Raw genomic sequence first — 12,464 nt, 5'->3', positions numbered from 1 at the left:
TCCGGTCAGTTGTACCCGCGCCAGCGGCGGCCGCACTCTTTGCACTTGAAGAACCGCGTCGGCGGCTCGTCCGCGGCGCCGGTCTGTTTGATCGTGTACCACGCCTCGCCGTGGCCGCACTCCTCGCAGACGACGTCGGTCGCGGTGGGCTTTCCCTCGAAGTTCGCGCCCTCTTCGGTTTCGATCACCTCGTCGCCGGTCTGTTCGGTCGTCGACTCGAACTGCGCCGCGAGCGACTCGTCGCGCTCGGTGGTCGCGCCGCAGTCGTCGTTTTGACACACCATCTCCCCGTCGTGAGCGACCATCATCGAGCCGCAGTCGTCGCAGAACTGCATCTATCGCCCGGTACGGTATCGAACGGTTTAGCTCCGGTGGCTGTCCGCCGACCGACGGCCGCGACGTGCGGGTCATTTATAAGCAGTTGCCGCGCGGCGAGCACCGCAACCGCACCTCACGACTCCCCAGCCTCGTCGGCCGCCCTCCGCGTCGCTCCGGGCGACCGACTCCGAGGGACCTTCGGTCCCTCTGGCAGCGAGGGACGCAGTCCCCCGGGCAACCGGGCTTTGCCCGGTGACAGCCGGCGCGGAGCGCCGGCGACCTCGCACGCGCTGTTCGCGCCTTTAAAAGGCGCTCGCAGGCGCGCACTACCGCAATCGTACGCTGTTTATACCTGACTGGTTCCCTCGCCAGCCGCTCGCACGCGCTCCAACGCGAGGTGACCGACGATTCCGAGGAGGAAGGCGACGCCGACGTTCGTCGCCAGCGCGATCCCGCCGATCGCGACGGAGAGCGCGACGTTCGACGAGTCGAGCGCGTTCCGCGCGAGCGAGACGGCGACGATCGCGAGGAGCGCGCCGAGCATCGCCACCGGAAACGCGGACAGGAGCGCCGGCGTCGCGAAGAGCGCGGCGACGAGGTACCCCGCGCCGAGGACGACGTTCGCCCCGCCGGTCCGCGCGCCGAAGGCGTGTTTACCCGCGACGCCGTCACACCCGTGACACATCGGAATCCCGCCGAGCGGGACCGCGAGCAGGTTCGTCGCGCCCATGCTCGCCGACAGCTCGTCGGGCGTCACCTCGGCGTCGAGCAGGTCGGCGAACAGCAGCGAGGTCGCGAGCGCGGCGTTACCGATCGTCATCGCGAGCTGGGCGAACACGCCGTCGAGGGTGCGCCGCGTGAGCGCGTCGCCGATCGCGGGCGTCGGCGGTGCTCCCGGCCACTGCGCGGTCGGGATCCCGGCGGCGAACAGCGCTAGCGCCACCCCGACGGCCGCGACCGCGAGCGCGCTCGCTTTCCCGTGCCCGAGGGCGGCGGCGACCGCGGCGATCGCCACCCCCGCGAGCGCGAGCGCCGGATCGCCGAGCGCGAGATCGAGCCCCGTTTCGAGGAGGATCAACCCGACCGCGAACTGCACCCCCCGGATCACGGGCTCGCCGATCCAGCGTTCGACCCGCCCGAGCGTTCCCGAGAGACCGATGGCGAGCAGCAGGACGCCCAGCACGAGCCCCGCCAGCGCCAGTTCGGCGTACGTCAGGGCCCCGGCGACGGCGAGCGCGGCGAGCGCCTTCATCGGCTCGACCGACACCGGGAGCCCGTATCGCACGCCCCAGACGATCTGGAAGACGCCGAACGCGACCAGCGCGTGGGGCAGCGACACGTCGGTCAGCAGCGCGAGTGCGACGACGAGAGGGACGACCGTAATCGAATCCCCTATCGCACCGGTGAACGCGCCCGCGCTGAACTCGACGCCGCGCTGACCCGACCGATCCCCCTTTCTCGTCGACATCACGCGTATCGGTACTCGAGACTCGACGCTCTTGAGCGTGTTCAGAAACCGTCTGTCAGTACGTCAGAGATAGTCGTTACCGGGAGTGGTTACGTCACTCGTCGGCGTCGAACGCGGGATCGGCGCCGAGTCCCGCGTCGTCGTCGGCCGTCACCATCGGGCAGTTCCGGACGCGGAACTCGTCGAATCCGACCGCCTCCACGATCGTCGTCCCCTCGTGGCCGCAGGCCACGTCCGGAGGGGCCGAAAAGTGCGGACACTGCTGGCAGTAGGCGCGCTTGTCGACGACGCGCTCGCTCTCGGTCGCGGTCCGATCGGCTGCGGTCGTCGGCCCTTGGACGGTGCCGGAGCCGCGGGAGTCACCGGAGGCGCTCGCGGCGTTTGAGTCACCGGAGGCGCTCGCGGCACCGGCGCCGACGGTCTCGCCGACACCGGCCGCGTCCTCGTCGAGCGCCTCCCAGACGCTCTCACCGGTCGTCTCGCCGACGTCCATCCGGTCGAAAGCGTCGTCGAGGGCGCCGTCGAAAGCGTCATCTCCGTCTCCGTCAGCTGCCGGTCCCAACTCGTCGAACGGGTCGACCGAGTCGATCGAGTCGATCGAGTCGGGGTCCGGTGTCGGCGCCGCGCCCGTCCGGTCCCGATCTCGATCGTCGCCGTCGACGCCGTCGACTCCCGCTCCGAGTTCGGCGAAGGGGTCGTCAACGGCTTCCTCGTCTTCCGCCGCGAACAGGGGATCTCCGTCGCGCGTCTCCGACGCTCCGTCGTCGTTCGGTTCCGGACGCGTGTCGTCCGTCATCGGCTCCTCTCACCGACGTCGTTCCGGGCGGTCACGGAGCGCGACTCGCCGTCTGCCCCCTCGCTGTCGGACACGTCGCCGTCGAGCGGCGGTGCCGCTTCCGCGACCAGCCGAGACGTGCCGAGGAAGCCCGGGTTCGGGTCCAGTTCGGCGAACTGCCGGCCGCAGTGAGGACACTCCGGGGTCGTCAACAGCCCGAGCCCCACCGTCTCGCCGCACTCGGTGCAGTTCGCCTTGCGGACGCCGTGGCGGTTCGCGGCGGCCGTCAGCGCGTCGAGGCGCTCGCGGTCGGCCCGGTCGCGCTCGGCCGCCTCCAACCGCCGCCGGACCCTGACGATCGCGCTCGCGACCCGCGAGAGCTTGTCGTCGACGTCTTCGATGTCGATACCGTCCATCCGCGACTCCAGACCGTCCACTCGCGACTCCAAGTCGTCGAGCCCCTCCGTTCGGGATTCGACTCGCGCGAGCCGGTCGTCGAGTTCGTCGAGTTCGTCGAGAGCCGTTTCGACCGACGCCTCGGCCGCCGCCGCCGTCTCGGCCGCGTCGGTCGCGTTCGCAGCCGCTTGGGACGCGTCCGCCGCCGCTCTGGTCGCGTCCGCCGCCACCTCGTCGAGCCGGTCCGCGGTCTCCTCGTGGGTGTGGTCGGCCGGCGCTTTCGACTCCACGTCGCGGTACAGGTCCACGAAGCGCTCGCGGAGATCCGTGACCTTCTCGTCGACGTCTGCGTCGAGGTCGTCGAGGTCGCGTCTGATCGCCGCGACCTCCTCCGGGTCGGGGATGTCGATGCCCTCCGCCTCCGCGAGGGAGACGAGCGCCCGTTTCAGCAGCTCCTCGCGGCCCACGCCGGTCTCGTCGACGGCGGCCTCGATCGCATTCTCGGGCGGGCGGTCGGTCGGACCGAGGTCGCTCATCGCGGGTCCCCCGTCATCTAGGCGTCGTTTGTCGGGCAGGCTTAAGTAAGCTGTCGCGTCGTTCTCCGAATCGATACTCGGTGGCTCGGGAGCGCGTCACCGGATCTTCCGCACGTCGCTGATGTCGAACCCGCCCTCGTGGATCTCTGTTTCGAACCGGACGATGTTCTCCGCCTCCAGCCGCGAGAGCACGCCGCGGAACTCGCGGACGAACATCGTCCGCGCCCGCTGTGACCCCCCGCTCTCCCAGGTGAACTGGAGCGTTCCGCCGGCAGCATCCATCAGCGTCCCGAACTCCCGGTCCGTGATCGAGTCGGTGTTCACCAACACGAGGATGAGCCCGCCCCAGTCGTAGGCCGCCTTTTTTAGCCCCTTCATCACCATCGCGACGTCGCTCCACTCGGTGTCGCCCGCCACCATCGACACGAGGTCCGTGACGGAGTCGATACAGACGAGGCTCCCCTCGGCGTGCGCGGACAGGTAATCACCGAACGCGGTGAGCACCTCCTCGTACTCGCCCCGGTCACCGAGGTCGGCGATCGACGCGGTCTCGTCTTCGTACCAGTCGCGCGGGACCGGGCTGAGCTGGAAGAACTCCGGAGAGAGGTCGCGAAAGGCGATCTCGTCGACCGCCGCGTCGACGATCTCGTCGGCCATCGCGTACCCCATCTCGCGGGTGATCGCGTCGGTGTCGGCGGTGAACGAGACGTAGTGAACGCTCTCGGGGAGCGCGGCGTCGGCCGAGAGATCGCCGTAGTAGAGGTCGAACAGCTCCGGGTCGGCGCTCGCGAGGGCGTTCATCGCCGCGCTCGTGTAGCAGAACTCGCGGGCGCCGGCGCCGGACTCGCCCGCGAGCAACACCACGTTCCCCGGCGGCGCGCCGCCTTCGAGGATCGAGTCGAGGCGGGCGACGCCGAACGGAAGACTCGGCATATTCCGTAAGGCGTCGGCGCTCGGCTTAGTGTTGTTGCTCGTCCGAGCGGTCGATCGAGGACCGCACCCTCGCTCCCCCGTTGGCCGCCTCGACCACGGAGACGGACCCCTCGACGCCCGCCTCGTCGAGCGCGCGCTCGCCGGCCGCCGCGGCCGCCTCAGCGCGCGTCGTATCGGTGACGCCGTACACCGTCGGCCCCCACGACGACTGGCCGGCACCGAACACGGCCGCGGACTCCGACAGCGACGCCACCACGTCGCCGACGGGCGGTCGATAGACGCCGCCCTGCTCGTCGGCGTACCACGCGCCGTTGAGCCGACCGATCTCCGCGACCGCCGCGCCGAACCGCTCGGCGTTGCCCGTCGCGATCGACGGGAGCACGCGGCGGGTGACGATCCCGCCGATCCGGTCGGCGAGCCCCGGCTCCGCGCGCTCGACCGCGGTCCGCATCGCGTCGTCCTCGGCGGCCCCGTTCCGCCCCGGGTCCGCGTCGGGGCGCACGAGCAGGAACCGCCAGTCGTTGGGGACGGGGTGGCGCGCCGCCACCGGCGGAACGGTCCACGCGCCGTCGGCGGGCCGGTCGGTCGTGAACCGGGCGGTCGGGTGGCCCGCGTCGAGGACGAAGCCGCCGCCCTCGAACGTGGCGACGCCGATCCCCGATCGACCGCCCCGACCGAGCGCCGGAGCGCGCTCTCGAACGCGGGCCGGGCGGTCGTGGGCGGCCGCGACGGCCGCGAGCGTCGCCGCGGCCAACTGCGTTCCGCTGCCGAGCCCGGCGTGGCGCGGTAACGACTCGCGGACGGTGACCCGAGCGCCGTCGACGCCGAGGAGGTCGGCGGCGACCGCCGCGTACTCGCGAACGTCGGCGGCGACGGAACGGTCGGGGCCGCCGTCGGAACCGGTGCTGGCACCGCCGTCGGAACCGGTGCCGGAACCGCCGCCGGAACCGTCGACCGCGACCCTCACCGCGTCCGCCCGCTCCGCGTCGACGACGACGCGCGGCTCCGCGAGCCCGAGACCGAGGGCGCCGTACAGCCGCTCGTGCGACAGGCTCAGGTTACAGAACCCGAAGTGGAGCCGTCCCCCGGCGCTCGCGCGTGCCATGCTTACTCTCCGTTCGGGACGGACTCATAAAGGGCGGCCGACTGTGGCGGGAGTTGCCCCGGAACGCGGGGCGAGCCGACCGCGCCGGCTACGCGTCTTATTTATAAATGGCCGTTCTCGCCACTCGCTCGGCTTATAAATCGCCGTCGACGGTGCGCCGCCGCCGACTCACTCCTGCCAGTCCGGGTTCGTCCGCGGCGGCGAGAAGATGTCGTAGCCGACGACGGGGTCGTCGCCGTCGTTGCGCGCCGCGTGCGGCTCGCCGCTCGGGATGACGTACGTGTCGCCCGGGCCGACCAGGATGTCCTCGCCGTCGACGACGAACGTCGCGGTCCCCGCGGTGATCACGCCGACCTGCTCGTGCGGGTGGTCGTGGGTCGGGACGTCGGCGCCCGGCTCGATGACGAACTCCTGTACGCTCATCTTCTCGCCGGCGGCGCCCTGCGTGAGGAAGACGTCCTCGACCGCCTCGACCGCCTCGACGTCCGCGTCCTGAACTACGTCCATGGCGGAACCGGCACCGCGAGCGACTTAAACCGGCAGGATGGGGCAAGCGGCGGGGCCGTCACGGGAACGGGTGGTACGGCTTGTCGAGCGCCGGCTCGAACCCCATCGATCGGGGCACGTCGTGGGCGCGGTCACCGAAGAAGGGGTCACCCGTAAACAGCGGCTGCGCGCCCGGAACGAGCACTCGGACCGCCTCGAAGCCGAGCGCGGCGAGGTCTCGGGTCGTGAGCCGGGCGACGTAGGCGTCGAGCCCGACCGCCTCGACGCGCTCGACGACGGCGTCGAGCTCCTCGGCGCCCGAAAGCGCCGGGTCGCCGAGCGAGTCGGCGGGGACCGACGCGTCCGGGTCGAAGAACGCCCGCGTCTCGTCGGGGAAGCCGGCGTGATGCCCTATCGCGGCGCCCTCTCCGTCGGCGGCGTCCTCGCCCATCGACCGGAGCTCAGTCCAGTTCTGGAGCGCCTCCGCGAGCGCGCTCCGCGCGGCGGCGACCGGATCGAGGTCCGCACCGGACCCCGCGGCGAACCGCGGCCACTCGCCGTCGCGGTGGACGCCGACGGCGACGACGGGCACGTCGACGTCGGTCGTGACCAGAAGCGGGGTCACCGAGAGCGACTCGGCGCGTGCGCGCTTCTCCAGCTCCGCGACGACCGGGTCGTCGATCTCGATCCCCAGCGGGTCGGCGGTCGAGTACCAACTCGTCATCGTCGCGTCGCGCTCGATCGCCTCGTACAGCCCCGACAGCGCCGCCTCGGGGCCGGAGTTCCCCAATCCGAGCCCCGTCGTGATCGCGGGGCGGTACCGGCGCTGCGGCGGCGGGAAGTGGACGAACTCGGCCGGGAGACTCGCTACGTCGCCGGTCGCGAGGTCCGCGCCCGTGACCCACGCGAGCCGGTCGTCCCGGTCGTAGGCCGCCGCGCTCTCGGGGCGGACGAACGCCGCCGGCGTCACCGGGTTCGGAACGGTCGCGGCCGCGGCGCGGGTGAACGACGCCTCGCGGTAGATTCCCGCGGCGTACCGCTCTAACCCCTCGCCGAGCGCCTTCATGAACGCGCCGTCCCAGTCCGCGTCGACGCCGCCCCCGAACTCGGCGGCCCGCGCGTCGGAGAAGGGCGTCGTGTCCGCGGTCCGCGCGACGTAGTACGGCACCGGGAACGACTCCTGCTCGCCGACCTCTGAGAGCGCGCCGATCCGCGGGTCGACCGCCCGCTCGGCGCGTTCGATGGCGGCCGACAGCGACCGCTCCTCGTGGGATCGCGGCAGCGCGTCGCTGGGATCGGTCCCGCACTCACACCCCGGCACCGGGAGGAGCGTCCGTTCGGGGCCGGGAACCTCGACGACCGTGTCGGCGACTGCGTCGCCCGCGAGGAGTTGGATCGTCCGCCGACCGGCCACGGCCCCCGCGTAGCGCACCGCCGAGCGGCGCCCGCGCGGCGCGTCGGCCGGCTCTGCCCCGCCGCTCACGACTCGCCGGCGAAGGCAGTCGTAGCAGGCGTCGTCGAAGACGGTCACAGCGGCGTCGACCTCCTCGAGGGGAACGCCGCCGACCCCGCCCACTTCGATCGCGACCCAGCGGTCGAGCAGGTCGTTCGCGGCCTCGAACGCCGCCGATCCGGCGGTGTCGACGACGACTGCGAGGTCGACCCCGTCCAAAAGCCCCGTCTCGACCGGCAGCACGTTCACGTCCACGTCGCCGAGCGCGGCGCCGACGGCGTCGACCGCGGGGCCCTCGCCGACAAGTCCGATGTCCATGTGCGCTCCGACGCGAAGCAGCGGAAAAAAGCCGCGGGTGGAGGCGTTCGAGTCGCCGGCGACCGGGGGGCGTCGACGCCGCGCGTCTCGAGTTCCGGTCTTCGAATCTACGCCATGATCTCGGCGACGACGCCGGCGAGTTCGTCGGCGCCGACGCCGTGAAGCCGCTCGTCGCCGAGTTTCAGGCGGAGCCGCGGCCGACCGACGTCGATCGGGACCTTTTCGGTGTCGATGATCCCGAGGTCCTCGAGCCGGGTTTTCGTGCGGGAGAACGTCGCTTTCGAGGCGATCCCGACGTCTTCGCCCCATTTCGAGATGTCGTAGAGGAGCACGTCGTTTTTCGCGGCCACGAGCAGGGAGACCGTCACCTCGTCGAGCGTGTCGCCCTCCCCGTCGGCCGAACCGATCGAGGCGAGCACCGCGTCGAAGTCGTCGCGGGTCTCCTCGTCGATCTCCGCCGCCAGCGTCTCTCGGACGCGACTGATAGCGGGGGTTCGGAGCCCGAACTCCTCGGCCGCCTCGAAGGCGGCGCTGTGGGTCTCGAAAACCGCGTCGACGAACTCGCCGTCGTCCGTCGAGAGCGCGGCCACGCGCTCGCCGGAACTCACGAGCGCGACGACGCGCGACGCCGAAACGAAAAGCGAGTTGTCGACCTCGTCCGCGAGCACGCGAAGCGTGAGCCGCCCGTCAGCGACGAGATCGGCGGCCTTCGACGCGACGAGGAAGTCGTCCATCACCTCCTTCAGGGTCCGTTCGTCGGCGAGCATCGACATCGACGGGAGGTCGTCACGGTCGACGGCGGCCTCGATCAGCGATACGATCGTCTCCGCGGAGGGGTCGACGACGAGCAGCTCCTCGTCGCCCCCGGTGAACGCCGTCTCAAGGACGTTCTCGACGTCTGCCTCCAACAAATTCGATACCATATATCTCTCCGGATAAAAGCAAGTTGCGTATTTAATATTAACGGGATATCGAGAGTGAACAACCCGTTATCAGGCCCCTAAACCGCCGAAAATCGGAGATCAGCGATTCGGGATCGGGACGCCCTCGACCGCCCGGCGTCGTCAGCCGTCACCGGTCGTCAATGAGCCGCCCGGCGTCGCTGCCGTGACGGAAGGATTAATGCGCGATCGAACCGGCGTTCGTACATGGACACAGAGCACGTCCGGGAAGTCGACCCGGCAGTCGCCGACGCGCTGGCGGGCGAGCGCGACAGACAGGAGCAGACGCTCGCGATGATCGCCAGCGAGAACCACGTCAGCGAGGCCGTCCTGGAGGCGCAGGGGAGCGTCCTCACCAACAAGTACGCCGAGGGGTACCCCGGGGCTCGGTACTACGCCGGCTGCGAGTACGCCGACGACGTCGAGGAGCTCGCGATCGAGCGCGCGAAAGCGCTGTGGGGCGCCGACCACGTCAACGTCCAGCCGCACTCCGGCACGCAGGCCAACCAGGCCGTCTACTACGCGGTACTCGACCCGGGCGACAAGATCCTCTCGCTCGATCTGACCCACGGCGGGCACCTCTCGCACGGCCACCCCGCGAACTTCACGGGGCAGATCTACGAGGTCGAACAGTACGAGGTCGACGCCGACACCGGCTACATCGACTACGAAGGGCTGCGCGAGGCCGCCGAGTCGTTCGAGCCCGACATCATCGTCTCCGGGTACTCCGCGTACCCGCGGACGGTCGACTGGGAGGAGATCCAGGCGGCCGCCGACGCGGTCGACGCCTACCACCTCGCCGACATCGCGCACATCACCGGACTCGTCGCCGCGGGCGTTCACCCCTCGCCCGTCGGGGTCGCCGACTTCGTCACCGGCTCGACGCACAAGACGATCCGCGCCGGCCGCGGCGGGATCGTGATGTGTGACGAGCAGTTCGCCGACGACATCGACAAGGCGGTGTTCCCCGGCGGGCAGGGCGGCCCGCTGATGCACAACGTCGCCGGCAAGGCGGTCGGATTCAAGGAGGCGCTCGAACCGGAATTCGACGAGTACGCACAGCAAGTCGTCGACAACGCCGAGGTGCTCGCGGAAACGCTGCAGGGCCACGGCCTCTCGCTCGTCTCGGGCGGCACCGACAACCACCTCGTCCTGGTCGACCTCCGCGACTCGCATCCGGACCTGCCGGGCGGCGACGCCGAGGACGCGCTCGCGGCGGCGAACATCGTGCTCAACGGGAACACGGTACCGGGCGAGACGCGCTCGCCGTTCAACCCGTCGGGCATCCGCGTCGGCACCGCCGGGGTCACCACCCGCGGCTTCGACGAGGAGGTCATCGCCGAGGTCGGCGACCTCATCTACCGAGTCATCGACAACGTCGACAGCGAGGACGTCATCTACGAGGTCGGCGAGCGCGTCGTCGAACTCTGCGAGGAGCACCCGCTCTACGAGTAGCGCCGCGATCGGCGCCACGATCGTCGACCCGCTCGCTGACCCCTTACCGACGCCGCGATCGACACCGCTCCCGCCGGGCGGTCACCGCCGGACCGAATCCGTACGTACAAAGTAGGCGCGGCCCCGACGGCTCGACATGGACGACTCGTCGTTCCTCGCTCGCCGTCTCGATCGGGGTGCCGTACCGCTCGCGGTCGGTGACCTGCTCGCGTTGATCGCGCTGTTGACCGTGGGGACGCTCAGCCACCAGGCGCCGGAGTTCCTGGCGGCGAACCCCCTGTACCTGCTCGAAGTGTACGCGCCCTTCCTCATCGGCTGGGTCCTCGTCGCGCCGCTCGTGGGCGCGTACTCGGCCGGCGCAGTCGAGACCGCGAAGTCGTCGGTTCCGCTCGTGATCCGGTCGTGGATCCCGGCGGCCGCGGTCGGCTTCGTGCTCCGCGCGTTCGTCTTCTCCGGCGGCGCCGCGCCCGCGTTCATCGTGATCATGCTCGTGCTCGGTTCGGTCGCGCTCGGCGGGTGGCGCGCGCTGTACTTCAAACTCCGGTAGGCGCACGCCGCGCACCGGCTGCTTTTTGCGGTTCGTTCGTTTTTCGCGGGTCGTCGTGTTTTGTGCGCCGCCGACTCATCGCCGCCATAACTTATGAGAAACTTCGGTGTGAACTCGGCACGTCACACACCGAACCACGAGAAAAATTTAATAGGCATTTTGCACTAGTATACGGCTGAGTATGACTGGCTACTACGACTACATTCTCGGACTCATCCCGGCCGCTCTGATCGGTGTGACCGCCTTTTTGAACTTGGTCGGGCTGTCGCTGACGGCGGCGCTCCCCGCGGGCGCCGCGGCGGCGGCGGGGCTCATCGCCCACGCGATGTTTGTCAACGGTCCAGTCGACGGCGAGGGACGCGCGGCCGGCGGGCGGGCGGGCGGATCGCCCACGAGGCGGCCGGACGGATCGACGACGGGACGATCGGTCGGACACTCGTTCGATCGACCGGACGGACCGTCGGACGGCGGGGCCGTCAACCGCCCGTTCGATCGGTACTCCGGGCGGTCGCGGACGGGCGGCGCGTCCGACTGAGAGAGGTGATCGCGCGTTCGAGGGCGGTTCCGCTTTCCTGTACCGTTTAGTCGCTCCGCGCCGAGCGGTCGCGTATGACCGACGCCCTGTTCCTGTCGAGCGCCGACGTCGACGACCTCGCCGAGCCGGCCGACTACGTCGCGGTCGTCCGCGACGCCTACCGGCAGATCGGTGAGGGCGCGCCCGCGGAGCCGCGAACGAAGCTGTTCAACCGCGAGCCGCCGGGCATGCTCACCACGTACGCCGCCGTGCTCCCCGAGACGGGCGCGATGGGCGGGTACACCTACTCCGCCGGCTTCGGCGCCGAGGACGCGTGGTTCATGACGCCGCTGTTCGACGCCGCGTCCGGCGAGCCGCTCGCGCTGCTCGACGGCGCCTCGATGAACCCGTTTAAGACGGGCGCCGCGGGTGCGGTCGCCGTCGACGCGCTCGCCCGCGCGGACGCGACCGAAGTCGCCGTCATCGGCAGCGGCGCGCAGGCCCGCGGTCAGCTCGCGACCACCGCGACCGTCCGCGAGTTCGAGGCGGTGCGCGTCTTCTCGCCGACCTCCGAGAACCGCGAGGCGTTCGCCGAGGCGTTCGCCGGACGGCTCGACGCCGACGTGTCGGCGGTCGCCAGCGCGAGCGAGGCGGTCGCCGGCGCCGATGTGGTGATCACCGCGACGACCGCGAGCGAGCCCGTGATCGACGACGCGGACGTCGAGCCCGGCACCCACGTGACGGCGATGGGGCAGTACCACCCGAAGAAGAACGAGCTGCCGCCCGAGCTGATCGCGCGGGCGACGTACGTCCCCGACATTCGCGAGCGGGCGACGCAGGACGCGGGGTCGTTCCTCGCGGCGATCGAGGCGGGGCTCGTCGACGAGGACCACGTCGCGGCCGACTTGGGTGAGGTCGTTGCCGGCGAGCATCCGGGCCGGACGAGCGACGACGAGGTGACGGTGTTCGACTCCGGCGGGACCGGGATCGAGACGGTCGCGGCCGCGCACATGCTTTATAAGCGGGCGAGCGAGAAGGGGCGAGGCAAGACGATCGACTTCGCGCCCGCGAGCGAGGCGCTTACGGGGCAGTAATACCGCATCAGTGCGTTGGCGGTGAGCGCCTCCAACGCCCTCGTCGTTCGGTTATAAATCGTCGCTGGCGCGGTGACCACCTCCGAGGCTCCGACCGCACCACACCGCGGCCTCACGCCTCTCCA

Annotated in this window: 12 protein-coding genes and 1 pseudogene; 4 read left to right on the top strand and 9 right to left on the bottom strand. The window is 70.6% G+C overall.

Going from position 1 to position 12,464, the window contains the following annotated elements:
• Window positions 1-5: 5 nt before the first annotated feature.
• The 9 genes from C461_RS10330 to tbsP all read right to left on the bottom strand — a co-directional run bounded on the left by C461_RS10330 (window position 6) and on the right by tbsP (window position 8,711).
• The gene (locus C461_RS10330) at window positions 6-335 is read right to left on the bottom strand and encodes a transcription factor S (protein ID WP_008000992.1); all 330 of its coding nucleotides are present in this window, start codon (window positions 333-335) and stop codon (window positions 6-8) included.
• 329 nt (window positions 336-664) lie between these two features.
• Window positions 665-1,786, bottom strand: a complete 1,122-nt coding sequence (locus C461_RS10325) for a putative sulfate/molybdate transporter (RefSeq protein WP_008000989.1) — start codon at window positions 1,784-1,786, stop codon at window positions 665-667.
• Between the two features lie 94 nt (window positions 1,787-1,880).
• On the bottom strand, window positions 1,881-2,582 hold the full coding sequence (locus tag C461_RS10320) for a hypothetical protein (RefSeq protein WP_008000987.1): 702 nt from the start codon (window positions 2,580-2,582) through the stop codon (window positions 1,881-1,883).
• Window positions 2,579-3,493, bottom strand: coding sequence for a hypothetical protein (locus tag C461_RS10315; RefSeq protein ID WP_008000986.1), 915 nt, complete (start codon window positions 3,491-3,493; stop codon window positions 2,579-2,581). The genes C461_RS10320 and C461_RS10315 overlap by 4 nt, the downstream gene beginning before the upstream one ends.
• A 96-nt stretch (window positions 3,494-3,589) precedes the next feature.
• Window positions 3,590-4,426 carry an RAD55 family ATPase gene (locus C461_RS10310; protein ID WP_008000985.1) on the bottom strand — a complete coding sequence of 279 codons (837 nt, stop codon included), beginning with the start codon at window positions 4,424-4,426 and terminating at the stop codon, window positions 3,590-3,592.
• A gap of 25 nt (window positions 4,427-4,451) precedes the next feature.
• On the bottom strand, window positions 4,452-5,531 hold the full coding sequence (locus tag C461_RS10305) for a beta-ribofuranosylaminobenzene 5'-phosphate synthase family protein (protein WP_008000984.1): 1,080 nt from the start codon (window positions 5,529-5,531) through the stop codon (window positions 4,452-4,454).
• 168 nt (window positions 5,532-5,699) lie between these two features.
• Window positions 5,700-6,038 carry a cupin domain-containing protein gene (locus tag C461_RS10300; RefSeq protein ID WP_008000983.1) on the bottom strand — a complete coding sequence of 113 codons (339 nt, stop codon included), beginning with the start codon at window positions 6,036-6,038 and terminating at the stop codon, window positions 5,700-5,702.
• Between the two features lie 58 nt (window positions 6,039-6,096).
• On the bottom strand, window positions 6,097-7,788 hold the full coding sequence (locus C461_RS10295) for a YcaO-like family protein (protein ID WP_008000982.1): 1,692 nt from the start codon (window positions 7,786-7,788) through the stop codon (window positions 6,097-6,099).
• A gap of 107 nt (window positions 7,789-7,895) precedes the next feature.
• Window positions 7,896-8,711: a transcriptional regulator TbsP gene (tbsP, locus tag C461_RS10290; RefSeq protein WP_049906537.1), complete on the bottom strand. Its 816-nt coding sequence runs from the start codon at window positions 8,709-8,711 to the stop codon at window positions 7,896-7,898.
• A gap of 225 nt (window positions 8,712-8,936) precedes the next feature.
• On the opposite strand from tbsP, the gene glyA reads away from it, so the two are divergent.
• From glyA to C461_RS10270, 4 genes and pseudogenes are all read left to right on the top strand, one after another.
• Window positions 8,937-10,184 carry a serine hydroxymethyltransferase gene (gene glyA, locus C461_RS10285; protein ID WP_008000979.1) on the top strand — a complete coding sequence of 416 codons (1,248 nt, stop codon included), beginning with the start codon at window positions 8,937-8,939 and terminating at the stop codon, window positions 10,182-10,184.
• A gap of 136 nt (window positions 10,185-10,320) precedes the next feature.
• Window positions 10,321-10,731, top strand: coding sequence for a DUF3054 domain-containing protein (locus C461_RS10280; protein WP_008000977.1), 411 nt, complete (start codon window positions 10,321-10,323; stop codon window positions 10,729-10,731).
• Between the two features lie 181 nt (window positions 10,732-10,912).
• Window positions 10,913-11,116 (top strand): annotated as a pseudogene (locus C461_RS16300) (hypothetical protein); the annotation flags it as partial.
• A gap of 224 nt (window positions 11,117-11,340) precedes the next feature.
• Window positions 11,341-12,339, top strand: coding sequence for an ornithine cyclodeaminase family protein (locus tag C461_RS10270; protein ID WP_008000973.1), 999 nt, complete (start codon window positions 11,341-11,343; stop codon window positions 12,337-12,339).
• Window positions 12,340-12,464 lie beyond the last annotated feature (125 nt).

The organism is Halorubrum aidingense JCM 13560 (assembly GCF_000336995.1).
Lineage (GTDB): Archaea > Halobacteriota > Halobacteria > Halobacteriales > Haloferacaceae > Halorubrum > Halorubrum aidingense.
The sequence above is the reverse complement of the archived record's forward strand: the minus strand, read 5'-3'. Positions and strand labels throughout refer to the sequence as shown.

Coding starts and splice junctions, on each gene's coding strand:
- C461_RS10305 (WP_008000984.1), bottom strand. CDS start 5,531: ATGGCACGCGCGAGCGCCGGGGGACGGCTCCACTTCGGGTTCTGTAAC.
- C461_RS10320 (WP_008000987.1), bottom strand. CDS start 2,582: ATGACGGACGACACGCGTCCGGAACCGAACGACGACGGAGCGTCGGAG.
- glyA (WP_008000979.1), top strand. CDS start 8,937: ATGGACACAGAGCACGTCCGGGAAGTCGACCCGGCAGTCGCCGACGCG.
- C461_RS10270 (WP_008000973.1), top strand. CDS start 11,341: ATGACCGACGCCCTGTTCCTGTCGAGCGCCGACGTCGACGACCTCGCC.
- C461_RS10300 (WP_008000983.1), bottom strand. CDS start 6,038: ATGGACGTAGTTCAGGACGCGGACGTCGAGGCGGTCGAGGCGGTCGAG.
- tbsP (WP_049906537.1), bottom strand. CDS start 8,711: ATGGTATCGAATTTGTTGGAGGCAGACGTCGAGAACGTCCTTGAGACG.
- C461_RS10325 (WP_008000989.1), bottom strand. CDS start 1,786: ATGTCGACGAGAAAGGGGGATCGGTCGGGTCAGCGCGGCGTCGAGTTC.
- C461_RS10315 (WP_008000986.1), bottom strand. CDS start 3,493: ATGAGCGACCTCGGTCCGACCGACCGCCCGCCCGAGAATGCGATCGAG.
- C461_RS10330 (WP_008000992.1), bottom strand. CDS start 335: ATGCAGTTCTGCGACGACTGCGGCTCGATGATGGTCGCTCACGACGGG.
- C461_RS10310 (WP_008000985.1), bottom strand. CDS start 4,426: ATGCCGAGTCTTCCGTTCGGCGTCGCCCGCCTCGACTCGATCCTCGAA.
- C461_RS10295 (WP_008000982.1), bottom strand. CDS start 7,788: ATGGACATCGGACTTGTCGGCGAGGGCCCCGCGGTCGACGCCGTCGGC.
- C461_RS10280 (WP_008000977.1), top strand. CDS start 10,321: ATGGACGACTCGTCGTTCCTCGCTCGCCGTCTCGATCGGGGTGCCGTA.